Annotated in this window: 20 protein-coding genes; 11 read left to right on the top strand and 9 right to left on the bottom strand. The window is 71.4% G+C overall.

What is annotated here, in order from left to right:
- Positions 1-14: 14 nt before the first annotated feature.
- Complete coding sequence (locus tag VG869_04585; GenBank protein HEV3450462.1) at positions 15-968, bottom strand: LLM class F420-dependent oxidoreductase; 954 nt, start codon at positions 966-968, stop codon at positions 15-17.
- 124 nt (positions 969-1,092) lie between these two features.
- On the opposite strand from VG869_04585, the gene VG869_04580 reads away from it, so the two are divergent.
- Both VG869_04580 and VG869_04575 read left to right on the top strand, forming a co-directional pair.
- Positions 1,093-1,839: an SDR family NAD(P)-dependent oxidoreductase gene (locus VG869_04580; GenBank protein ID HEV3450461.1), complete on the top strand. Its 747-nt coding sequence runs from the start codon at positions 1,093-1,095 to the stop codon at positions 1,837-1,839.
- Between the two features lie 26 nt (positions 1,840-1,865).
- The gene (locus VG869_04575; GenBank protein HEV3450460.1) at positions 1,866-2,447 is read left to right on the top strand and encodes a carboxymuconolactone decarboxylase family protein; all 582 of its coding nucleotides are present in this window, start codon (positions 1,866-1,868) and stop codon (positions 2,445-2,447) included.
- Positions 2,448-2,462: 15 nt separating this feature from the next.
- Here VG869_04575 and VG869_04570 read toward each other — a convergent pair whose 3' ends face one another.
- Together VG869_04570 and VG869_04565 are read right to left on the bottom strand one after the other, a co-directional pair.
- A complete protein-coding gene (locus tag VG869_04570) occupies positions 2,463-2,870 on the bottom strand; it encodes a cobalamin B12-binding domain-containing protein (GenBank protein HEV3450459.1) in 408 nt (135 codons plus the stop codon).
- Positions 2,870-4,468, bottom strand: coding sequence for a methylmalonyl-CoA mutase family protein (locus tag VG869_04565; GenBank protein HEV3450458.1), 1,599 nt, complete (start codon positions 4,466-4,468; stop codon positions 2,870-2,872). The genes VG869_04570 and VG869_04565 overlap by 1 nt, the downstream gene beginning before the upstream one ends.
- A gap of 101 nt (positions 4,469-4,569) precedes the next feature.
- On the opposite strand from VG869_04565, the gene VG869_04560 reads away from it, so the two are divergent.
- A complete protein-coding gene (locus tag VG869_04560) occupies positions 4,570-5,361 on the top strand; it encodes an enoyl-CoA hydratase/isomerase family protein (GenBank protein HEV3450457.1) in 792 nt (263 codons plus the stop codon).
- A gap of 54 nt (positions 5,362-5,415) precedes the next feature.
- Positions 5,416-6,105 carry a TetR/AcrR family transcriptional regulator gene (locus VG869_04555; protein ID HEV3450456.1) on the top strand — a complete coding sequence of 230 codons (690 nt, stop codon included), beginning with the start codon at positions 5,416-5,418 and terminating at the stop codon, positions 6,103-6,105.
- A gap of 46 nt (positions 6,106-6,151) precedes the next feature.
- Here the strand turns inward: VG869_04555 and VG869_04550 are convergent, their stop codons facing one another.
- Both VG869_04550 and VG869_04545 read right to left on the bottom strand, forming a co-directional pair.
- Positions 6,152-6,283 (bottom strand): hypothetical protein, encoded by a 132-nt coding sequence (locus VG869_04550; GenBank protein HEV3450455.1) that lies wholly within the window; start codon positions 6,281-6,283, stop codon positions 6,152-6,154.
- Positions 6,280-6,720, bottom strand: a complete 441-nt coding sequence (locus tag VG869_04545; GenBank protein HEV3450454.1) for a nuclear transport factor 2 family protein — start codon at positions 6,718-6,720, stop codon at positions 6,280-6,282. The genes VG869_04550 and VG869_04545 overlap by 4 nt, the downstream gene beginning before the upstream one ends.
- Before the next feature lie 100 nt (positions 6,721-6,820).
- Between VG869_04545 and VG869_04540 the strand changes: the two genes are divergently transcribed.
- A complete protein-coding gene (locus VG869_04540; protein ID HEV3450453.1) occupies positions 6,821-7,645 on the top strand; it encodes an SDR family oxidoreductase in 825 nt (274 codons plus the stop codon).
- Between the two features lie 690 nt (positions 7,646-8,335).
- Here the strand turns inward: VG869_04540 and VG869_04535 are convergent.
- Positions 8,336-8,677 (bottom strand): hypothetical protein, encoded by a 342-nt coding sequence (locus VG869_04535; GenBank protein ID HEV3450452.1) that lies wholly within the window; start codon positions 8,675-8,677, stop codon positions 8,336-8,338.
- 319 nt (positions 8,678-8,996) lie between these two features.
- Between VG869_04535 and VG869_04530 the strand changes: the two genes are divergently transcribed.
- Complete coding sequence (locus VG869_04530) at positions 8,997-10,655, top strand: OB-fold domain-containing protein (protein ID HEV3450451.1); 1,659 nt, start codon at positions 8,997-8,999, stop codon at positions 10,653-10,655.
- Between the two features lie 37 nt (positions 10,656-10,692).
- On the opposite strand, the gene VG869_04525 is transcribed toward VG869_04530, so the two are convergent.
- Positions 10,693-11,640: an alpha/beta hydrolase gene (locus VG869_04525; protein ID HEV3450450.1), complete on the bottom strand. Its 948-nt coding sequence runs from the start codon at positions 11,638-11,640 to the stop codon at positions 10,693-10,695.
- 70 nt (positions 11,641-11,710) lie between these two features.
- On the opposite strand from VG869_04525, the gene VG869_04520 reads away from it, so the two are divergent.
- Complete coding sequence (locus VG869_04520) at positions 11,711-13,774, top strand: molybdopterin-dependent oxidoreductase (protein ID HEV3450449.1); 2,064 nt, start codon at positions 11,711-11,713, stop codon at positions 13,772-13,774.
- On the opposite strand, the gene VG869_04515 is transcribed toward VG869_04520, so the two are convergent.
- Both VG869_04515 and VG869_04510 read right to left on the bottom strand, forming a co-directional pair.
- Entirely contained in the window at positions 13,740-14,879 is a 1,140-nt protein-coding gene (locus VG869_04515; GenBank protein HEV3450448.1) for an amidohydrolase family protein, read from the bottom strand. The genes VG869_04520 and VG869_04515 overlap by 35 nt on opposite strands.
- Positions 14,869-15,723, bottom strand: a complete 855-nt coding sequence (locus VG869_04510; GenBank protein ID HEV3450447.1) for an SDR family oxidoreductase — start codon at positions 15,721-15,723, stop codon at positions 14,869-14,871. The genes VG869_04515 and VG869_04510 overlap by 11 nt, the downstream gene beginning before the upstream one ends.
- 560 nt (positions 15,724-16,283) lie before the next feature.
- Here VG869_04510 and VG869_04505 point away from each other — a divergent pair.
- The 4 genes from VG869_04505 to VG869_04490 form a co-directional block, all read left to right on the top strand.
- Positions 16,284-17,414 carry an acyl-CoA dehydrogenase family protein gene (locus tag VG869_04505; GenBank protein ID HEV3450446.1) on the top strand — a complete coding sequence of 377 codons (1,131 nt, stop codon included), beginning with the start codon at positions 16,284-16,286 and terminating at the stop codon, positions 17,412-17,414.
- Positions 17,414-18,382 (top strand): acyl-CoA dehydrogenase family protein, encoded by a 969-nt coding sequence (locus tag VG869_04500; protein HEV3450445.1) that lies wholly within the window; start codon positions 17,414-17,416, stop codon positions 18,380-18,382. The genes VG869_04505 and VG869_04500 overlap by 1 nt, the downstream gene beginning before the upstream one ends.
- Before the next feature lie 576 nt (positions 18,383-18,958).
- A complete protein-coding gene (locus tag VG869_04495) occupies positions 18,959-19,699 on the top strand; it encodes a glucose 1-dehydrogenase (GenBank protein HEV3450444.1) in 741 nt (246 codons plus the stop codon).
- A partial coding sequence (locus VG869_04490; GenBank protein HEV3450443.1) for a xanthine dehydrogenase family protein molybdopterin-binding subunit occupies positions 19,696-21,675 on the top strand: 1,980 nt, incomplete at its 3' end. The genes VG869_04495 and VG869_04490, both read left to right, overlap by 4 nt.

Here is a 21,675-nt window from a genome sequence, read left to right as displayed (position 1 = left end):
CAAGGCGGCCCGGGTCAGAGCTCCGCGGCGACGGTGGTGAGGAACGCCTCGGTGCGCTGGCGCGACGCGATGCGAGCGTCGCGGTCGGGCCCCAGCGGGAGGATGCGGAAGGACAGGTCGGTCGCGCCGGCGTCACGGAAGCTCCGGAGCCGACTCAGCACGGCGGGCTCGTCCCCTGCGGCGAGCAGGTCGCCGACATCGGTGGCGTCGCCGCGCTCGAGCAGCCGCTCGTAGTTCGGCGAGTACTCGGCGTGCCCGAGCACCCGGTTCGCCCGCGCGCGTGCGTCGTCCACCTCGTCGTTCGGGCAGACGGCCACCGGGATCCCGGCGACGATCCGCGGCCGCGGGCGGCCGGCCTCCTCCGCGGCCTTGGTGATGCGTGGGACGACGTGGTCCCCGATGGCGCGCTCGTCGGCCATCCACAGGATGGTGCCGGACGCGTGCTCGCCCGCGACGCGCAGCATCACCGGCGCGAGCGCGGCGACGAGGATCGGCGTCGGCGCGATGTCGGTGACGTCGAGAGGGTTGTGGATCCGATAGGTGTCATTCTGCACGTCGACCGGGCCGGGGCCGTCGAACGCGGCGTTGAGCACCTCGAGGTAGTCACGCACCAGAGCGGCCGGGCGCTCGTACGGCAGCCCGAGCATGTCGTCGACGATCCAGTGGTGCGACGGTCCGAGGCCCAGGGTGAACCGCCCCTCGCACACCGACTGCACCGCTAGCGCTTGCTGCGCCATCGCGACCGGGTGCCGGCTCTGGATCGGCATCACCGCCGTCCCGAGCTCGACCCGCGACGTCGCCTGGCCCATCAGGGCGACCGCCGTGAGGGCGTCGAACTCGTCCGGGATCTGCGGCACCCAGATCGACGTGAAGCCGGCCGCCTCGGCCGCCTCGGCGTCGGCGACGAGCTTCGCCGCCTTCTCGCGGTAGCGCCCCCGCTCCGGGCCGATCATGAGGCCGATCCGCACCGTGCTCCCCTCTCCCCGGACCGCGCTCCGGCGGCAACCCCATTCTCGTTTTTCGAGAGTCAGCCTTGCACACCCGTGCCTGCCCGTCCATACTCTCGGGGCGCCGGCCGAGGGAGGGACGGGAGTGAAGGGTCGCGTCGCCGTGGTCACGGGCGCTGCGTCGGGCATGGGGCTCGCCATCGCGCAGCGGCTCGCCGCGGTCGGGCACCGGGTCGCCCTGCTGGACCTCGACGGCCCCGCCGCCGACCGAGCGGCGGAGGAGCTCCGCGGGACCGGTTCGGAGGCGCTTGGGCTCGCGGTCGACGTCGCCGACCGCGGGGCGGTCGACGACGCGCTGGCCCGCGCGCGCCGGGAGCTCGGCCCCGTCGAGATCCTGGTGACGAGCGCCGGCGTCGACGAGTTCACGAGCTTCACCGACATCACGGTCGCGCAGTGGGACCGCATGCTGGCCGTGAACCTGACCGGCGTCTTCCACTGCATCCAGGCCGCCGTTCCCGACATGCTGGACGCCGGGTGGGGCCGCATCGTGACGATCTCGTCGTCGAGTGCCCAGTCGGGTGCTCGACGCATGGCCCACTACGTCGCGTCGAAGGGCGGGGTGATCGGCCTGACCAAGGCCCTCGCAGCCGAGTTCGGCTCCCACGGCATCACGGTGAACACCATCCCGCCCGGGTCGGTCGAGACGCCGATGACACGTCGGGCCCAGGCCAGCGGGAACCTCCCGAGCACCGAGGTTCTCGAGAAGATGATCCCTGTGCGCCGGGCCGGCACCCCCGACGACGTCGCGGCCGCGTGCGCGTTCCTCTGCTCCGAGGAGGCGGGCTACGTGACCGGCCAACAGATCAACGTCAACGGCGGCAGGTACATGTGAGCGCCGAGGCGCCGAGGGTCGCGCCGTTGCCGACCGACGAGTGGGGAGACGACGCGGTCGCGGCGCTCCGCGCCGCGTTCGGCGCCGACGGCGCCGAACGACTGCTCTCGAAGGCGCCCGACGCGCCCCGCATGCCGAACGTGCTCACGACGATGATGCGCCACCCGGCGCTGGCGGGTCCGTTCCTCAGGTACAACAACGTGCTCCTGCGCATGCCTTCGCTCGAGCCCCGGCTGCGCGAGCTGATGGTCCTGCGCGTCGCCTGGCGCACGCGGGCCACCTACGAGTGGGTGCAGCACGTCCGGATGGCCCCGGGCTGCGGGATCACCGCCGACGAGGTCACGGCCATCGGCCAGGGCGCGGCCGCCGGCGCGTGGTCGGCCCTGGAGGCCGACCTCCTCGCCGCGACCGACCAGCTGCTTGAGCGGTACTGCGTCGACGACGACACGTGGGCCCGCCTTGCGCAGCACCTCGACGACCGCCAGCTCCTCGAGGTGCTCTTCGTCGTCGGCACCTACACGTGCCTGGCGATGGCGTTCAACAGCCTCGGGCTCGCACTCGATCCCGACCTCGACGGCGTGGCCGCACCCCCGCTGCCGCGCAGCTGAGCACCACCGCCGGCGCTACGGCGCCGGCGCGACCTCGGTGGTCAGGCGCCGCAGGCTGTCGACGAGCTCCTCGAGCGGCGTCCCGGTGGGGTACACCGCCGCGGCACCGGCCGCTTCGAGGCGACGGACGTCGCGCTTCGGGATCGTGCCGCCGACCACGAGCAGCACGTCGTGGGCGCCAGCGTCCCGCAGCGCCTTCGCGGTCTTCTCGGTGAGCGCGACGTGCGCCCCGCTGAGGATGCTGAGGCCGACGACCCGCGCGTCCTCCTGCACGGCGACGGCGGCGATCGTCTCCGGCCGCTGGCGGATCCCGAGGTAGATCACCTCGAACCCGGCGTCCCGCAGCGCCCGCGCGACCAGCTTGGCGCCGCGGTCGTGGCCGTCGAGCCCCGGCTTGCCGACCAGCACTCGGACGGGGTGCATCAGAACACCGTCGGCTGCTGGAACTCGCCCCACTGGCCCTTGAGCACGTCCACCATCTCCCCAACCGTGCAGTAGGCCTCGGCCGCGGCCACGAGCCGCGGCATGAGGTTCACATTGTCCTCCCCCGCGGCCGTGCCCAGCGCGTCGAGCGCCTCACGGACCTCGGTGCCCGAGCGAGAGCGCTTCACCTCCGCGAGTCGCTCAAGCTGGCGGGCCCGTCCCTGCTCGTCGAGCTCGTACCCTTCGACCTCGGGCGGCTCCTCGTCGGTCTGGAACCGGTTCACGCCGACGATCTCCCGGTCATCGGAGCTGATCGCCTGCTGGACGCGGAAGGCCTCCTCGGAGATGAGCCGGTGGAGGTAGCCGTCCTCGACGGCCTTGACCATGCCGCCCCGGTGTTCGAGGTCCTCCATGATCTCGACGACCCGAGCCTCGATCTCGTCGGTCAGCGCCTCGACGAAGTACGAGCCGCCGAGCGGGTCGGCGACGCGTGCCACGCCCGTCTCGGAGGCGAGCACCTGCTGGGTTCGCAGCGCGAGCGTGGCCGAATCCTCGCTGGGCAGCGCGAACGGCTCGTCCCACGCCGCGGTGAACATCGACTGCACGCCGCCGAGCACCGACGCCAGCGCCTCGTACGCGATGCGCACGATGTTGTTGTGCGCCTGCGGTGCGTAGAGGGAGGCGCCGCCGGCGACGCAGCCGACGCGGAACATGCACGACCGATCGTCCTTCGCCCCGTAGCGCTCCCGGACGATGTGGGCCCACCGCCGCCGGCCGGCCCGATACTTGGCGATCTCCTCGAAGAAGTCGCCGTGGGTGTAGAAGAAGAACGACACCTGCGGCGCGAACTCGTCGATGGTCATCCGGCCCCGGGCGATCACCTCGTCGCAGTAGGTCACGCCGTCCATGAGCGTGAACGCCATCTCCTGCACGGCGTTGGCGCCCGCGTCGCGGAAGTGGGCACCGGCGACCGAGATCGCGTTGAACCGCGGCACCTCCTCGGCGCAGAACTCGATGGTGTCGGCGATGAGACGCAGCGACGGCCGGGGAGGCCAGATCCAGGTTCCCCGGCTCACGTACTCCTTGAGGATGTCGTTCTGGATCGTGCCGCGCAGCTTCGCCCGGTCGACACCTTGCCGCTCAGCCGCCGCGATGTAGAAGGCAAGGATGATGGCGGCGGTGCCGTTAATGGTGAAGCTCGTGCTCACCGCGTCGAGCGGGATCTGGTCGAAGAGGATCTCGGCGTCAGCCAGGGTGTCGAGCGCGACGCCCACCCGGCCCACCTCCTCCTCCACGTCGGGGTGATCGGAGTCGTAGCCGCACTGGGTGGGCAGGTCGAGCGCGACGGAGAGCCCGGTGCCGCCCTGGTCGAGGAGGTAGCGGTAGCGCGCGTTCGACTCCTCGGGTGTGCCGAACCCCGAGTACTGGCGGATCGTCCACATGCGCCCGCGGTAGCCGTCGGCGAAGTTCCCCCGGGTGAACGGGAAGGAACCGGGCGGCGGGATCTGCTCGGGCGCGGGGAGGTCGTCGGGGCCGTAACTGGCCCGGAGCGGGATCCCGGCCTCGGTCCGGACCTCACTCTCCCCCGCTGGGCCCATCGACCCGAGCGTAACGGAAATCATCTATCCGGAAAACTGCAAGCCTGCCATAACAATATGAGAGTGGTATTCTCGGCCACCGTCGACGAGGAGCACCACGCATGCCCGAACCCGAGGCGCCCCGGTCCCCGGGCGGGGTCCGCGTGGAGCTGGACGCCCACGCGGCCGTCGTGACGATCGATCGCCCCGACGCCCGCAACGCCATCGGCTTCGCGACGGCCGACGAGCTCGACGCCGCGCTCGACCGGGTGCTCGACTCCGACGCGGCAGTGCTCGTGCTGCGCGGCGGCGGCGAGCGCGCGTTCGTGTCCGGCGGGGACCTCAAGGAGCTCGGCGCCATCCGGACCCACGAGGAAGCCGTCAGCATGGCCAGCCGGGTCCGGCGCCTGCTCGACCGCGTCGCCGCGTTCCCGGTCCCGGTGGTCGCCGCCCTGAACGGGCACGCGCTCGGGGGCGGCGCCGAGGTCGCGATCGCCGCCGACATCCGCATCGCCGCCGACGACGTCAAGATCGGGTTCAACCAGGTGGCGCTGGGCATCATGCCCGCCTGGGGCGGGGCCGAGCGGCTGGCCCAGGTGATCGGCCGCGGGCGGGCCGTGCTGGCCATCGCGACCGGGCAGCTCTACGACGCCGCCACCGCGCAGCAACTTGGGCTCGTCGACCTCGTGGTGCCGCGATCCTCGTTCGACAACGAGTGGCGGAAGCTCGCGGGCGAGATGGCATCGACGGCGCCCGGAACGACCCGAGCGGTAAAAGCCGTGGTCGGCGCCGCGATCCCGGCGAGCCATCCCGAGCTCGAGGCGGACGCCACCGACGAGTTCGCGCGCCTGTGGGCGGCCGAGGCGCACTGGGCCGCGGTCGAGGCGTTCGAGAAGAAAAGGAGAGCCGGCTGATGGCCGCTCGCGAAAGACATTCTGCGCATTCCGCCCGTTGGTACCGTCGACGGGATGGAGGCGAGGGCCGGCATGGCTGAGACGACCGGCGACGTGCACGAGCCGGCGTGGCGCCGGCGCGCCGTCTCCCGCAGCCTGCACGCGGCCCGCTCCCGTGCCGAGCAGCGGGTCCAGCGGTTCCTCGACGCGGCGTTCGAGCTCATCGACGAGAAGGGCACGACCGACTTCACGATCCAGGAGGTCATCGACCGCTCGAAGCAGTCCCTCCGCGGCTTCTACCAGTACTTCGACGGCAAGGACGAGCTGATCCTGGCGCTGTTCGAGGACTCGGTTCTCGAATCGGCGGCTGATCTCCGCGACGTCGTCGCCACCGAGTCCGATCCGCTCGAGCGGCTCCACGCCTTCACGATTCGGCTCCACGAGTGGTGCGAGCCTGCCGACGCGCCCCGGAAGCGCGGGTCGCACAACCGCCGCCCGATCTCGGAGTTCTCCGTCCAGCTGGCCCTCTCGCACCCGGCGCGGGTGAAGGCGGCCATGGAGCCCATCTCGCGGATGCTGCTCGAGCTCGTCGAGGACGCCGACGCCGCCAAGGCGATCCACGTGGCCGACCCGCGGCGCGCGGCCGCGCTCGTGCAGCAGACGGTCATGTACAGCTGGTTCGGCAACCGGCTGATCGAGGACCCGCGGATGTGGCTGACGGCCGAGCAGGCGTGGGAGTTCTGCCTGCACGGGCTCGCCGGCTGAGCCGCGGCCGGTCGGCGTCGGGAATCGCCGCCGGTCGGCCTCGGGGTCAGACGCGGTCGAGGTCGAGCATCGGGATCGCGTTGCCGCGGTGCACCTTGTAGCGCTGCTCCTCGCGGTAGTGGGTCGAGGGAGGCTCGACGTGGTCGTCGACGCTGATGGCCTTCCGGAGATCGCTCACGACGTGCTCTGCTCTTCTTGCGCGAGCGGGTCGTGCGCGACGCCGGAGTCGAAGCCGCCGTGCTTGCGCATGAAGGTCGTGGAGCGCTTCGCGATCCGCCAGCCGTCTGGGGTGCGGACGTACTCGTCGTTGTACCAACCGAGGCGCATGGCGTGGCTGGTCTGGTCGATGAAGAGGAAGTGCTGCTTGCCGGTCGCCCGGTCACCGTCGAGCTCGACGACGGGCATGTTGCCGATGAACTGCCCCCGCGGCGCCGCCTCGAGCAGCGCCGGGAAGCGCTCGAGCGTGTACACCGAGCCGAACGCGTTGTACGTGGTGTCCGGGGTGAACACCTCGAGCCAGCGATCCTTCACGAACTGGCTGCAGAGCACCATGTAGTTCGAGCACAGTGCGTGGATCTCCACGAGGTCCGCGATGCGTCGGGTGTCCTCGGCCATGTCCCTCCCCCGTTATCGTCGGCTCCGGCTCGCGGCGCCACCGCCGCTCGCCGGGTGCGGAAGTCGCGCATCCATTTTCCGAGAACTAGGTTATCCACCCATGACCCTTTTCGACGCCTTCCGGTACGACGGCAAGCGAGCCCTGGTCGTCGGGGGCGCCAGCGGCATGGGTGCCGCGACCGCTCAGCTCGTCCGGGACGCCGGCGCCGACGTCGTCGTCATGGACTTCGCCGACGTGACGCTGCCGGGGGCCACGGCCGTCCACCTGGACCTCGCCGACGCCGCGTCGATCGACGCCGCCGTCGACGAGTGCGACGGGCGGATCGACGCGCTCTTCGCCTGCGCCGGCGTCGCCGACGGCACACCGGGGATCGAGCGGATCAACTTCGTCGGCCACCGGCACCTGATCGACCGGGCCCTCGCCAAGGGGATGCTGCCGAAGGGGTCGGCGATCGGCTTCATCTCCTCCGCCGCCGGCCTCGGGTGGGAGCCCAACCTCCCGCTGCTCCAGGAGCTCCTCGACACGCCGGACTTCGACACCGCCGTGCGTTGGGTCGAGGACCACGGCAAGGCCGACTACATGTCGATGAAGCAGGCGATCTGCGCCTACGTCGCCCGTGAGGCGTTCCCGCTGCTGAAGCGGGGCATCCGCATCAACGCCATCTGCCCCGGGCCGACCGACACCCCGCTCGCGCGGGCGAACCGGGACCTGTGGCTCGGATTCGGGGCCGACTACCGCGGCGAGGCCGGGCTCGAGCCGTCGACGCCGCTGGAGCAGGCGTACCCGCTCGTGTTCCTGTGCAGCGACGCGGCGGTCGCGATCACCGGCATCACGCTGATCTCGGACGCTGGCTACATGAGCTCGGGCATGACCGGCTCGTTCCCGGAGGCCACCGCGATCGCCAACCTCCTGCTCAACCGCTAGGACGGTCCTTCTCCACTCCTGACGGCGCCCCGAACCAGTCACGTGAGGCGCGGAGCACCGCGAGGCGTCGTTCTCGTGGGATCCGGATGAGCGTCTCGTCTTCGGGCAGCCGGCGCCACCGGTCGACCTCATCGCCGGTGCGGCAGGTTCCCCCGGCGAGCCCGAGCGCGTCGGGGTCCAGGGCGTGGAGGGCCGCCATTGTCCGGGCGGGTTGCGCATCCGCTCCGCCACGATGTCGACGTCCGCCTCTACCGCCCTCGAACAGGGCTCGAACGACACGCCCTCGACGAACGACGTCACGCAGATCGGCGGCACGTCCGGCGGGATCACCTGCGTCCTTCGAGAGCAGCTCGGGGACCGGCGCCCGGGTCGGGTGCAGCGCGCACAGCAGGCGCGCCCGTGGCAGCACGTCGAGGTTCCGCACGGGCGGGAGCCCGGCGGGGGCCACCACCACCACGACCCACCGGATGGCTTCGGCGGAGACCGCTACTCGGCAGGGGCGTCGTCACCCACGCCAGATCGGCACATCGGTGGAGCGACCGCGCGGGTCGATCGAGTCCGGTTCGACGTCGGCCGGATTGGTCGCTTGTCGAGCACCGTCATGCCGCTACCCCGCGCCCGCTCGCGATCGGAAGCCGGCAACGTGGCGGAGCTGCCGTTCGACGCCCAACGAGCAACGGCGGGTTCGAATCAGTCGAAGTCGTCGAAAATCAGCAATTGCTTGCCCCGCCGACGCCACAAGGTGCCATGAAAGGGCAGCGGCCCGGGAGTGGAGGTCGCGATCGCGTCCCCGACATGGTCATGGAAGTTCGGTTCGATCTCCTCGCTCCACACCCGCTCACGCTCAACGTCCGCTATCCAGCGCAGCCTCGCCCGTGCGGCGTGCACACCGACACGAACATCGGGATCGCCTAACAGCCGAGCAATGGCGTCGCGTCGAAGATCCTTGCTGACCCGATACCACTCATAGCCGGCGTCGTCGACAAGGGAGTCGTCGGTGATGCGGTTTGGACTGCGTATCGACCGCGGCATCTGCACATGATGACAGAAGGTCTGCGTCGACTCTCCGGCGCACAAGTCGCTCTGGTGAGGGCTCCATGGGACAGGATTCCCGCTCTCACACACCTCGCGGCCCTGATTCCAGCGAGCGTGCCGACGTAGGGCAGGCTCGACGCGCCTCGGGCCAGCCCGCGGAGGTCGTGGATGGCGCTGAGCTCAGCGTGGAGCGCGATGGTGCACTCCCTCTCCGAGAATTGCGCTATCAAGGGTCCCTGGCAGCACGAGACGGAGAGCACGATGACTCCCGGGCTTGGGAGCACGCTGCCCGCGACGCGACTGCGGGAACCGTGAGGTGACCGACTCGGCTCCTCCGCGTGCTCCCCACACGCGCCCCCTGCCGCAGCTGACGCCGTGGAACGAGTGGTTCTGGACGTCGGGCGCCGACGGCAGGCTGCGGATCCAGGGCTGCTCCGACTGCGGTTCGTTGGTGCACCCGCCGACGCCGGTCTGCCCGGTGTGTGGCAGCCGGTCGTCGGCGCCGAGGGTCGTCTCGGGACGGGCCACCGTCGTGGCGTCCACGGTCAACCGGCACCGGTGGCTCCCGTCCTTCGAGCCGCCGTACGCGATCGCGATCGTGACCCTCGCCGAGGACCCGACGGTTCGCCTGACGACGAACATCGTCGGCTGCGACCCCGACGACGTGCGCATCGGCCAGGAGGTGACGGTGCGCTTCGAGCAGCAGGAGGACGTCTGGGTCCCGCTGTTCGAGCCCACTGGAGTGACCGACGGCACCGAGCGGGTCCCCGAGCCGCGGCGGCCGGTGGTCCGCCCGCCTGCGACGAGCCACCGGTTCGAGCACCGGGCGGTCCTCTCCGGCGTGGGCCGCTCGGCGATCGGACGACGGCTGATGAGGGACCCCCGCGGCCTCGCCGTCGACGCCTGCCGGGCCGCGATCGAGGACGCGGGCCTCACACCGGCCGACATCGACGGGCTCTCGACCTATCCCGGCGGCGGGGTCGGCGGGAACAGCGAGGGCGGCGTCACGGAGGTCGAGGAAGCGCTGCGGCTGCGGCCGACGTGGATCAACGGCGGCATGGAGCTGCCGGGACAGGCGGGCGCCGTGATCGCGGCGATGCTGGCCGTGGCGAACGGCCTGTGCCGGCACGTCGTGTGCTTCCGCACCGTCTGGGAGTCGACGGCGGCCGTGGTGGGCGTCGGCCGCCCCGGCCGGCGGGTGTCCGGCCCGCTGTGGGAGTGGCGGGCGCCGTTCGGCGCCATGTCCGCCGCCAACTGGATCGGGATGCACGCCAACCACTACATCCATCGCTACGGGGCGACGCGGGAGATGCTCGGCTGGATCGCGTTGAACGGCCGCGCCAACGCGGCGCGGAACCCGGCCGCCATCTACCGCGACCCGATGACGATTGACGACTACCTGGCGGCCCGCCCGATCACCACCCCCTTCGGGCTCTACGACTGCGACGTGCCCTGCGACGGGTCGATCGCGGTCGTCGTGTCCGACGCCGCGGCGGCCGCCGACCTGCCAAAGCCGGCCGTTCGAGTCGAGGCCGTCGGCACCCAGATCACCGAGCGGGTGTCGTGGGACCAGGACACGTTGACCCACGAGCCGCAGGTCCTCGGTCCCGCGACGCACCTCTGGACGAGGACGAGCCTGCGCCCGAGCGACGTCGACGTCGCGCTCGTGTACGACGGGTTCACGTTCAACGCCATCTCCTGGCTCGAGGCGCTCGGCTTCTGCGGGCTCGGCGAGGCGATGGGCTGGCTGGACGGGGGTCGGCGCATCCGCCTCGACGGCGAGGTGCCCGTCAACCCGCACGGGGGCCAGCTCTCGGCCGGGCGCACGCACGGCTTCGGCTTCATCGCGGAGGCGATCACGCAGCTGCGGCACGAGGCTGGCGAGCGGCAGGTCGCCGGGGCGAGGACTGCCGTCGTCACGACCGGTGGCGGCACGCCCTCGGGCGTGCTGCTCCTGCGACGCGGCGGAACCTAGGCGTCGACGGCTGGCTCGCGGCGTGTCGGCGGGTGGGTCAGCGGGCGGGCGTCGAGGCGGTGAAGGCCGACCGCAGCCAGGCGCCGACGCGGCCGAGGGCCTCCTCGGCGGCGGGGAGCCCGAAGTTCACGAAGCCGTGCGGCTGGCCGCCGTAGCAGTGCTCCTCGACGGCGACGCCGTCGTCGCGAAGCCGGCGCGCGTAGAGGCGACCCTCGTCGCGCAGGGGATCGCAGCCGCCGAGCACGACGATCGCGGGCGGCAGCCCGGCGAGGCTCTCGGCGCGGACCGGCGCGGCGAACGGATCGCCGGTCAGGTCGCGGCCGGCCGAGTAGCAGCGCCAGAACCAGTCTCGGGTCGAGCGATGCAAGACGACGCCGTCGAACTGCTCGCGGGAGCGGTGGCTCGACGCCATCGTGTCGACGGACGGGTACATGAGCACCTGTCCCGCCAGCGGCGCCGGGCCCGCGTCCGCTCGCAGGCGCAACGCGACCGCGGCGGCCAGGTTGCCGCCCGCGCTCTCCCCCGCCACCGCCACCCGGTCGGGCGATGCGTCGAGGCGCGACGCGTTCGCGAGCACCCATCGCGTGACCGCCTCGCAGTCGTCCAGGCCCGCCGGGTACGGGTGCTCGGGCGCGAGGCGGTAGTCGACCGACACGACGGTCGCGCCCGGGCACCAGGCCAGCTCCCGGGCGACGTTGTCCATCACCCCGACGCTCCCGATGCAGAAGCCGCCCCCGTGGAAGTACACGACGAGGCCGGTCGGCGCCTCGTCGTGCTGGTAGATCCGGACCGGGACGCCGTCCACCACGTCGTCGGTCACACGGGCGATCGGGCGCGTCGGAGGCGCGCCCTGCGGCCCGCGGGCGAGCGCCAGCATCTCGGGCGGGAGCTCCTCGATGCGGGAGCCGACCGTCGGGTTCGCCTCGAGCCACGCCGCGACGTGCGCGTCGAGCAGGCCCCCGTCGTCCACCCCGAGCTCCCTCACCACCGTTGCTAAAGCCTCACTCGCGCCATACGATAACGTCATTCTCACAGCAGACTCCGGCGTCCGGACCGTGCGCAGCTTCTGTCGGATCTGCACGGCGGTGTGCGGGATCTTGGTCGACGTCGACGGTGACCAGGTCGTTCGGGTGCGCGGCGACACGGAGCACCCGTTCTCGCACGGCTACACCTGCCCGAAAGGCCGCGCCCTCCCGGGCATGCACCACCACCCGGACCGGCTCGAGCGCCCGCTGCTCCGGGTCGGTGACCGGCTCGAGCCCACGACGTGGGACGCCTGCCTCGACGACCTCGCGGCCCGGCTGCGCGCCATCATCGACCGCGACGGCCCCGAGGCGATAGGCGTCTTCTTCGGAAGCGGTGTGGGCATGGACGCCGCCGGCTACCGGGCCTCGGAGGCCCTCTACGCCGCGCTGGGAGCCCGGGCGCGGTTCAGCCCGCTGACGATCGACGGGACGGCCAAGGTGCTGGTGTCGCACCAGGTCGGCGGATTCCCGGGGCTCAACCCGCACGTGGACACCGAGGACGCGCGCCTCGTCGTGTACATCGGCGTCAACCCGGTCGTCTCGCACGGGCACACCTCGGCGCTCCCCGACCCCGTCACCGCGCTGCGGGCCCTTCGTGCCCGCGCCGACGTCTGGGTGGTGGACCCGCGCCGCACGGAGACGGCGCGGCTGGCGACGCGACACCTCGCGGTGCGGCCGGGCACCGACTACGCGGCGCTCGGCTTCCTCGTTCGGGAGCTGCTCCGCGACGGCGCCGACCGGGCGGCCGTCGTACGCGCGGTCGGACGCGACGACCTCGCCGCCGCGGTCGCCGCGTACACCGTCGAGCACGCCGCCGCGGTCGCCGGCGTCGCCGAGGCCGAGCTCACCGAACTTCTCGACGCCGTGCGCCGGGCCGGCCGGGTCGCGGTCGTCACGGGGACGGGCGTGACGATGTCGGCCGCCGCCAACGTGACGCAGTGGCTGGCGTGGGCGCTCATGATCGTGACCGACTCGATGAACCGCCCCGGCGGGGTCTGGTTCCACCCGGGGTTCGGGCACCAGCTCGAGGGCTTCGAGCTGCCGGTGCTGCCGCCGGACGCACTGTTCGGGCCCGGCCCGAGCACCCGGCCGGGCGCGCGCTCGTTCCTCGGCGAGTGGCCGTGCGCGGTGCTCGCCGACGAGATCACCGCCGGCACCATCCGGGCGGTGCTCAACCTCGGCGGTCACCTGGTCACCGCCTTCCCGGACGCCAACACCCTGATCCCCGCGCTCCGGTCGTTGGAGGTGCTCGCCACGATCGAGATCATCGCCAACGACACGACCGCGCTTTCCACCCACGTGCTCCCCACGAAGGACCAGCTGGAGCGGGCCGACGTGACCCTGTGGGACTTCCTGATGCCGCGCGTGGCCGGGCAGTACACGCCGCCGGTGGTCGACACCGTCGGCGACCGTCGGTCGACCTGGTGGGTCCTCGCCGAGCTGGCCCGCCGCCTGGGTCACGACCTCGAGCTCGTCGCCGGCGCCGACCTCGACGACGAGGCCGTGCTGGCCAGGATCACGGCCGGCGCCCGCTGCCCCTTCGACGACCTCGTCGCCGACCGGTGGGTGGAGCGGCCCTACGAGCTCCCGGCCGCGTGGGTCGAGCAGCACCTGGACCGGCTCGGCGGCTGGCGCCTGGCGCCGTCGGTGCTCCTCGCCCAGCTGGCCACGCTCGAGGCCCCGGCCTCGCTGGTGCTGGTGCCGCGCCGGCAGGGCCGGCACCTCAACTCGCAACTCGACTTTCTCGGCGAGGTCGCCGAGGTGATCGTCCACCCCGACGACGCCGCGGCGTCGGGCGTCGCCGACGGCGCCCCCGTCGTCGTGCGCAGTGAGCACGGGGAGCTCGAGGGAATCGCCAAGGTCGACGAGTCGGTGCGGGCGGGCACGGTCTCTGTGCCGCACGGGCACCAGCGCGCCAACGTGAACCGGCTCACCAGCGACGACGACATCGACGCGACGACCGGCATGGCGCACTACTCGGGGCTGCCGGTGAGCCTGCACCCGGCCCGGCCCGCGGCCGGGTCGCCGAGCCCACCGGAGGTCACGGTCGGCGCCGCCCCTACCCGGGGAAGCAGTAGAGCTCCCGCGCGTTGAGCTCGGCGATGCGCCGGCACTCGTCGTCGGGGACGTCGGCGAGCGCGTCGGCGAGGACCTTGCGGCTGTTCGGCCAGTTCGAGTCGTTGTGCGGGAAGTCGGCCTCCCACAGCAGCTTGTCGACGCCGATCAGGTCTCGGTTCCGGATCGCGTACCGGTCCGAGACCATGCACACCCAGACGTGCTCAGCGAACACCTCCGAGGGCCGGTCCATGTTCCGCAGCCCCTCGTACCGGCTGCGCTCCCAGGTGTAGTCGAGCCGCTCGAGGACGTACGGCACCCATCCGGCGCCGCCTTCGGAGAGCGCGACGCGACAGCGCGGCAGGCCGTTGAACACGCCGCTGAAGATCATGTCGCCGAGGGCGCTCATTGAGTTGATGCCGCAGAGGGCGATGCCGACCGACGGGGTCGTCTCCGGCGACGGTGCGATGAGCCCCGACGACGTCCCGATGTGCATCGACAGGGGCAGGCCCGTGTCGTTGCAGGCCTCGAAGACGGGGCGCCAGTGCCCGGTGGGGAACGACGGCAGCCCGAGCGGATGCGGGTTCTCGACGAAAAGCACCGCCCGGGAGCCCTTCGCCGCGCACCGCTCGATCTCGGCGACCGCCGCGGTGACGTCCCAGAGCGGCACCAGCGTCTGGGGGATGAACCGCTCCGGGTAGGCGGCGCACCACTCGTCGAGCATCCAGTCGTTCCAGGCCCGCACCATCGCCAGCGCCAGCTCGGTGTCGTCGGCCTGGAGGAACTGCGTGCCGCCGAAGCGGGGAAAGGTCGGGAAGAGCAGCTCGGCCCAGACCCCGTCCTCCTCCATGGCCCGCACCCGCTCGTGGACGTCGTACGCCGCCGGGATCATGTCCTCGTACCGCCGGGCGAAGAGGTCCTCGCCGCGTCCGGCCTCGCCCGCCCGGAACTTCCTCGTCTGCGCGTTGCCCTGGAAGGTGAGCGGGTAGAAGCGGTCCTCCCACAGCCACCCTTCGGCGTCGTCGTGCTCCACGATCCTGGGGGCGCGGTCCCGGAACCGGGGCTCGATGTGGTCGGCGAAGACGTGCGCGGGCTCGATGACGTGGTCGTCGACGGAGATGGGGCGGACCTCGTCACGAAGCATGGGCACTCCCTTCGGCGGCGCTTTGGTGGCGGATGGCGGCGACGACGCCGCCGTCGACGAGGAGGTCAGTGCCCGTGACGAGCGAGGCGGCCGGGCTGACGAGGAACTCGGCGGCGGCGGCGATCTCGTCGGGGGTGCCGAGTCGACGGCAGGCGGACAGCTCGACCATGCCGCGCATGGTGTCACCGCTCGGGCCGGCGAGCTCCGCGGTGCCCTGGGCGGTCGCGATGACGCCGGGGCTGATCGAGACCACGCGTCCGCCACGCCGGCCCCACGCCACCGAGGCCGCCTCGACGCGCACCTGGACGCCGCGCTTCGCGAGCGAGTACGCGATCCCGGGTTCGAGGGTGCTCGGGTCGAGCACGGGGAGCGTCGCCAGCTCCTCGGTCGGGGTGACGGCCAGCAGCGCCAGGGTTTCCGGAGCCACGGGCATCAGGATGGCGGCCATGCTGGCGATGCACACCGCGACCGTCCCGGGCCGCACGTGCGGCTCGAAGGCGTCCAGCACCCGGGCGGTGCCGACGAGGTCGACGGCGATGATCTGTTCCGCGCTGGCCTGCACCGGCGAGACCCCCGCCGTGTGCACGAGGCTGCGGATCGGGCCGAGGCTCGACGCCACCCGCGCCAGCGCCGTGACGTCCTCCGCCGACGAGACGTCGGTCCGGACGGTGTGCACGGCGTAGCCGGCCCCCGCCAGCGCCTCCTCGACGCGGGCGAGCCGAGGTTCGTCGACGTCGGCGAGCACGACGGTGGCGCCGCTGCCCAGCCGGTGGGCGACGGCCACCCCCATGTCGCCCATGCCGGTGACGACGAGGACCTGATCCCGCGTCGACCCACTGGTCACGTTCGCGCCCTCGGGCCGCTTCGCATAGGGAGGAGTCTTACCGCCCCGCGACCGTCGGGACTCCGATCACCTCGCGAACGCCCAGAGGTGGACGGCGCTGATGAACCCCCTGACGCAGCCCCGGTCGGTCGTCGGCCCAGCCCTTGAAGGCGTGGGTTCGGCTCAGGGCGAGCAACGAGACGTCGTCGCCGATGCCGAACGGGAGGAGCGGCTGCGGCGCCGGCGAGTCGGCGGTGCTCACCGCGAGCGGCGCGCTGACGGTCTCGCCCCCGTCGTTCGAGACGGCCGCCCAATCCGTGATCCCGCGCTCAGCGCCGCTCCGCGTTCGGATCAACGCGTTTGACGCGCGTCACGCCGGAAGCGGATGCCGGTGGCCGCGGCGCCTCCCCCGCGCCGCGTGCTCGCCGCGACGACGCCGGCCTCGGCCCGCGGCTCCGGGCGCGGCCTGGCGCACCACGCCCAAGGGCCATTGGCCACGACGTCGGGGGTCGACCCCGCTCTGAGAGCGGCGTTTCCGATTTAGTAGAGTCGCATTAGCGTCCCGGCTGGGGCGACTCACCATGGATCTCGCGACCTTCCGCACGGCACTGGACGACTGGCTCGAGCGCAACGAGCGCGAGCTGGCCCCCGGCTACGAGGGCCTCGGGACGCTCGACGAGCGGGTGGCGCACCTCGCGGCCGTGAAGCGCATCGGGTTCGAGGCGGGCTGGATGCGCTGGGGCTGGCCGGAGCGGGTGGGCGGCCTCGGCGGCTCGCCGATCCTGCGCGCGTACCTCGGCGAGGCGCTGATGGCGCGCGACGTCGTGGAGCCCGACGTTTACTCGATGACCGAGGTCCTGGCGCCGACGATGATCAGCTTCGCCCCGCCGGCGCTGGCGGCCGAGATGGTCCCGCGTCTGCTACGGGGCGACGAGTCGTGGTGCCAGGGGTTCTCGGAGCCGGGGACGGGGAGCAACCTGGCGTCGCTGGCCTGCCTGGCCACCCGCGCCGACGACAGGTGGCGGGTGAGCGGCCAGAAGGTGTGGACGAGCTACGCGCAGTACGCGGATCGGTGCGTGCTGCTGACCCGCACCGGTTCGCCCGAGTCAGCCCATCGGGGGATCACGGCGTTGTTCGTCGACATGGACAGCCCGGGGATCACAGTCCGGCCCATCCGGACGATGCATGGTTCCGACGAGTTCTGCGAGGTGTTCTTCGACGACGTGGCGGTGCCGTTCGAGCGCACCCTCGGCAAGGTGGACCACGGCTGGACGGTGGCGATGGATCTGCTCCCGTACGAGCGGAGCACGGCGCTGTGGCATCGCTGCGCCTACCTGCAACGGCGACTCGAGCGACTGCTCGCGAGGGTCCAGGACAGCGCCGTGAGCGCCGCCGAGGTCGGCGAGGCCGCCCAGGTTCTGCTTGCCCTTCGGGCCCGGTCCCGAACGACCCAATACCGCATGGCCGAGGGCCAGCAGCTCGGTCCCGAGACGTCGATCGACAAGGTGCTGATCGCGACGGCGGAGCAGGCCGTCATGGACCTGGTCGCCACTGGGCTCGCCTCGGAGGTCGTGATCGGCGATGACGCCACAAGCGAGCGGTGGCGGGCCGAGTTCCTCTACTCCCGGGCGGCGACGATCTACGGCGGGACCGCGGAGATCCAGCGGAACACCATCGCCCGTCGGCTCCTCGACCTCGGGGACGATCGCTGATGGACGCGTCGGACATCGAGCTGTTCGAGCGCAGCGTCCGTCAGGCAACCGAGCGTCATACCGGAGACGCGCTCGACCGCGCGCTGCTCGGGCTCGGTTGGCTCGACGCGCTGGCGGACGACCCGTACACGGCGGTGTCGATCCTGTTCCCGCTCCAGGGCGGCGCGAACGCCACCTTGCACGCACTCGATCAGGTGGTGACAAGGGCTCTCGGCCTGCGGCCTACCGACGCGGACGCGGTGGTGCTACCGGCGCTCGGGACGCGGTCCGCTCCGGGCGAGCTCGACGACGATCGAATCTCGATCCGGGGACTCGGAACGGGGGCCCTCCACGTGGCCGCAGAAGCCGTGGCCGCCGCGACAAGCCCCGACGACGATGCACCGATCATCGTCACGGTCCCGACCTCGGAGCTGAAGCTCCGCGCCGTCATCGGGATCGATCCCGACTGCGGCCTGGTGGAGGTGATCGCAGACGGTGTCGGCTGCCGTGTGTGCGGGGACGCCGGGGGGCACAGCTGGGAGGCAGCCGTCGTCCTGTCCCAGGTTGCGCTGAGTTACGAGATCCTGGGCGCGGCACGGACGATGCTCGCGCTGGCGCGTGAGCACGCGCTCGATCGCATCCAGTACGGCCGGCCGATCAGCAGCTTCCAAGCGGTTCGCCATCGCCTGGCGGAGACATTGGTGGCGATCGAGGCTGCCGAGGCCCTGGCAGCCGCGGCCCGCGAGGCACCATCGCCGGAGCTGGCGAGCATCGCCAAGTCGCTCGCCGGCCGTGGCGCCCAGACCGCGGCCCGTCACTGCCAGCAGGTGCTCGCCGGCATCGGCTTCACCGCCGAGCATCCGTTCCACCGCTGCTACCGCCGCATCCTCCTGCTCGATCAGCTGTTTGGCTCGGCGCACTCGTTGACGTCGGAGTTCGGCGACCAGCTGCTGCGGTCGCGGCGGCTTCCGGCGCTCCTGCCCCTCTGATGCGGGCGGTGAGCGCTGCCACGATGAGTGGCCCAGACCGCTTTTGAAGGCGGATCGGGCCAGGCAGCCGCGGCCGGTCAGCGCCTACGACATCCGAGTCGACGTTGTCCTCCTCGGAATCCTGATGTTGTCCATCCGGTCGAGCAATCGCTCGAGCTTGCGCCCCGAGGGGGGCATCACGATCTGCGCGCGCAGTCAAGCGAAGGACGGCCCCGGGTCGGCGACGAGCTCGGAGCCCCGGAAGAAGTCGATCGATCGCGTCGTAATCCGTCGCGGCGTGGCTCCCGCCATCGAGGAGCCGCCCCAGCGTGAGGCGGAGGGCCCACCTTGTGCGAGATCATTCCGTCGTCGCCGAGTCGGAGCCCCTTAGCCCGAGGCTCCCGCTGGCGTCGCAGCGCTCCGGACCCCGGGGCGCGGCGACGAGTCACGGCGCCATCTCCGGGGGACTGCAGCCGGGCCGCGAACTCGTATCCGACGAGCATCAGCCGGCGAGGCCCGTGAGCCGAGCTCCCCAATTCATGCCATACTCCTGGCACTATTGTTGCGCCGCCGACGTCGGGCGAGACGGGGGGCCAGATGGGGTTGCTTGACGGCAAGGTTGCGGTGGTGACTGGCGCCGGCTCCGGAATGGCTAAGGCGTCGGTAAAGGTGTTCGTGCGCGAGGGCGCCCGCGTCGTCGCGGCCGACGTCAGCGGCGCGGAACAGGACACCGCGGCAGAGATCGGTGACCGAGTGCTCGCCGTGCACTGCGACGTGACCAAAGAACCCGAGGTGGAGGCGATGGTCCGCACTGCGATTGAGGAGTTCGGTTGCCTCGACGCGGTGTTGAACGTAGCGGGTGTCGCCGAGGGCGTGATGATCACCGACGTGACGATGGAGCACTACGCCCGAACGATGGACGTCGACTTGTGGGGCGTGCTGCTTGGGATGAAGCACGGCATTCGAGCCATGCTCGCCGCGAACTCCGGCGGTTCCATCGTGAACTGGTCCTCGATCGGCGGCCTCAACTCCTCGATCGCAACGAGTGTCTACGGCGCCGCGAAAGCAGGGGTGATCTCGCTCACGAAGACCGCCGCCCTCGAGTATGCCGCCAAGAACATCCGGGTGAACTGTGTATGTCCGGGGTTCATCAAGACTGAGATCATGGGTGCCAGGCTCGAACAGTTTCCCGGTGCAGTCGAGGGCACGCCGATGCACCGCCTCGGCCAGCCTCACGAGATCGCCGAGGTGGCCGCGTTCTTGGCGTCGGATCGCGCGTCTTTTGTCACCGGCGCGATCATCCCGGTCGACGGTGGTCGCAGCGTGCAGATCGCGTGAGTCCGGGCCGCTACGTCGGCGCGCGCGTGCAGCGTGTTGAGGACGGGCGGCTCCTCACTGGCCACGGGACGTTTGTGGACGACATCACGCTCCCAGGCATGCTTCACGCTCGCTTCGTGCGCAGCCCATTCCCGCGCGCCACCATCCGCGGCATCGACACATCGGCGGCGCTCGCCGCTCCGGGTGTGCGGTTCGTGTTCACGGCCGCAGATCTGAACATCGATGCGAAGGAGCAATGGCACACGACCGTCGGATCGGCCAGCCCGGAGACACCACGCCCGCCGCTGGCCGACGACGAGGCTCGGTTTGTCGGCGACCCCGTCGCCCTGGTCGTGGCGGAGAGCCTGGCGCTCGGCGAGGATGCCGAGGAGCTCGTCGACGTCGACTACGGGCCTCTGCCGGCGGTCGTCGAGTACACAGCCGCCGAGCACATGGATGAGCTCGTGCACGCCAGCCACGGCTCGAACCTGATCGGGGAGCTCGCCGGTCACCCAGCCTCCGAGCTCGACGCGGTGTTCGGGGCCGCTGCCCACGTCGCCCACGAGACCATTTCTCAGCAGGCCTACGTCGCCGCGCCCATGGAGGGACGCGGGCTGATCACCGACTACGCCGCCGCGACGGACGAGCTCACGATCTACGCGGCGACGCAGGTCCCACACGAGGTGCGCCTGTTCTGTGCGCGCTTACTCGGCATCCCCGAGCACCGGATCCGCGTCATCATGCGCGATACCGGTGGTGGCTTCGGCCAGAAGGTGATGGTCCAACGTGACGAGATGTGCATCATGCTCGCGGCCCGCAAGGTTGGCGCGCCGCTGAAGTGGGTCGAGGACCGCCGCGAGAACCTCCTTGCCGCGGGCAAGTCGCGCCAGGAGCACGGCGATGTGCGCATGGCCTTCTCCGCCGAGGGCGCGATCCACGCTGCGTACATCGATTTCGTTCAGGACTGCGGCGCGTACCCGACCCCGTGGCCCGTCACCACTGCGGCCGCGACCGGCATGCTGTTTCCCGGCCCGTACCGCGTGCCGAACGCCGGGTTTACCGTGAAGACGGTCTACACGAACACTGTCGGTCGCGCCGCGTACCGCGGGCCCTGGCAGTTCGAAACGCTGGCCCGCGAGGTGCTGCTCGACATCGCGGCTCGCTCCATGGGCATCGACCCGGTTGAGCTGCGCCGACGCAATCTGCTGCGACCGGGTGACCTCCCGTATCGCAATGCCAACGGCATGACTTACGACAGCATCTCGGCTCTCGAGACGCTCGAGCAGGCGCTCGAGATCCTCGACTACGACGCCTTCCGCACCGAGCAGGCCGCCGGGCGCCGCGTCGGCCGGTACCTCGGGGTGGGCACCTCAAGCTACGTTGAGCCGTCAACCCCCGGGTACGGCAGCTACGGCACGGAGGCGGCGACGATCCGTGTCGAACCCTCGGGTGCCATCAACGTGTACATCGCTGGCGGCTCCACCGGGAACAGCCTCGAGACGACGGTCGTCCAGCTCGCCGCCGACGCGCTCGGCGCCAACATCGACGATGTCCGCACGATCCAGGGTGACACCGCGGCGACCGCCTACGGCGCCGGCGCCAACGGCAGCCGCAGCGGCTCCATGACCGCCGGCGCAGTGCGTGAGACAGCCTCAATCCTGCAAGAACGCATGCTCGCCATTGCCGCGCACCGTCTCGAGGCCGCTTTCGACGACATCGAACTCGTGGACAGCCGCGCGCACGTGCGCGGCACGCCGGCCATCGGCGTCTCGTTCGCCGAGATCGCACGACTCGCCTACCACGAGCCCCATTTGCTGCCGTCCGGCACGCCGGCCGGGCTCGAGGCCACCGCCCGCTATCGGGCCGTCAACCCGACGATCTGGGTGAACGCCACCCACGTCTGCACGTGCGAAGTCGACGTCGACACCGGCCGCGTGGCGCTCCACCGCTACATCGTCAGCGAGGATTGCGGCCCGATGATCAACCCCGACGTCGTC

This window comes from Acidimicrobiia bacterium, assembly GCA_035948415.1.
Lineage (GTDB): Bacteria > Actinomycetota > Acidimicrobiia > IMCC26256 > PALSA-555 > PALSA-555.
This window is presented reverse-complemented; position numbering and strand designations above follow the sequence as displayed.

Excerpts from the sequence above, each read along its gene's own strand:
- VG869_04545 (HEV3450454.1), bottom strand. The coding sequence starts at position 6,720 with ATGGCCGAGGACACCCGACGCATCGCGGACCTCGTGGAGATCCACGCA.
- VG869_04500 (HEV3450445.1), top strand. The coding sequence starts at position 17,414 with ATGGACGCGTCGGACATCGAGCTGTTCGAGCGCAGCGTCCGTCAGGCA.
- VG869_04505 (HEV3450446.1), top strand. The coding sequence starts at position 16,284 with ATGGATCTCGCGACCTTCCGCACGGCACTGGACGACTGGCTCGAGCGC.
- VG869_04515 (HEV3450448.1), bottom strand. The coding sequence starts at position 14,879 with ATGCTTCGTGACGAGGTCCGCCCCATCTCCGTCGACGACCACGTCATC.
- VG869_04540 (HEV3450453.1), top strand. The coding sequence starts at position 6,821 with ATGACCCTTTTCGACGCCTTCCGGTACGACGGCAAGCGAGCCCTGGTC.
- VG869_04495 (HEV3450444.1), top strand. The coding sequence starts at position 18,959 with ATGGGGTTGCTTGACGGCAAGGTTGCGGTGGTGACTGGCGCCGGCTCC.
- VG869_04570 (HEV3450459.1), bottom strand. The coding sequence starts at position 2,870 with ATGCACCCCGTCCGAGTGCTGGTCGGCAAGCCGGGGCTCGACGGCCAC.
- VG869_04555 (HEV3450456.1), top strand. The coding sequence starts at position 5,416 with ATGGAGGCGAGGGCCGGCATGGCTGAGACGACCGGCGACGTGCACGAG.
- VG869_04560 (HEV3450457.1), top strand. The coding sequence starts at position 4,570 with ATGCCCGAACCCGAGGCGCCCCGGTCCCCGGGCGGGGTCCGCGTGGAG.
- VG869_04535 (HEV3450452.1), bottom strand. The coding sequence starts at position 8,677 with ATGCCGCGGTCGATACGCAGTCCAAACCGCATCACCGACGACTCCCTT.
- VG869_04565 (HEV3450458.1), bottom strand. The coding sequence starts at position 4,468 with ATGGGCCCAGCGGGGGAGAGTGAGGTCCGGACCGAGGCCGGGATCCCG.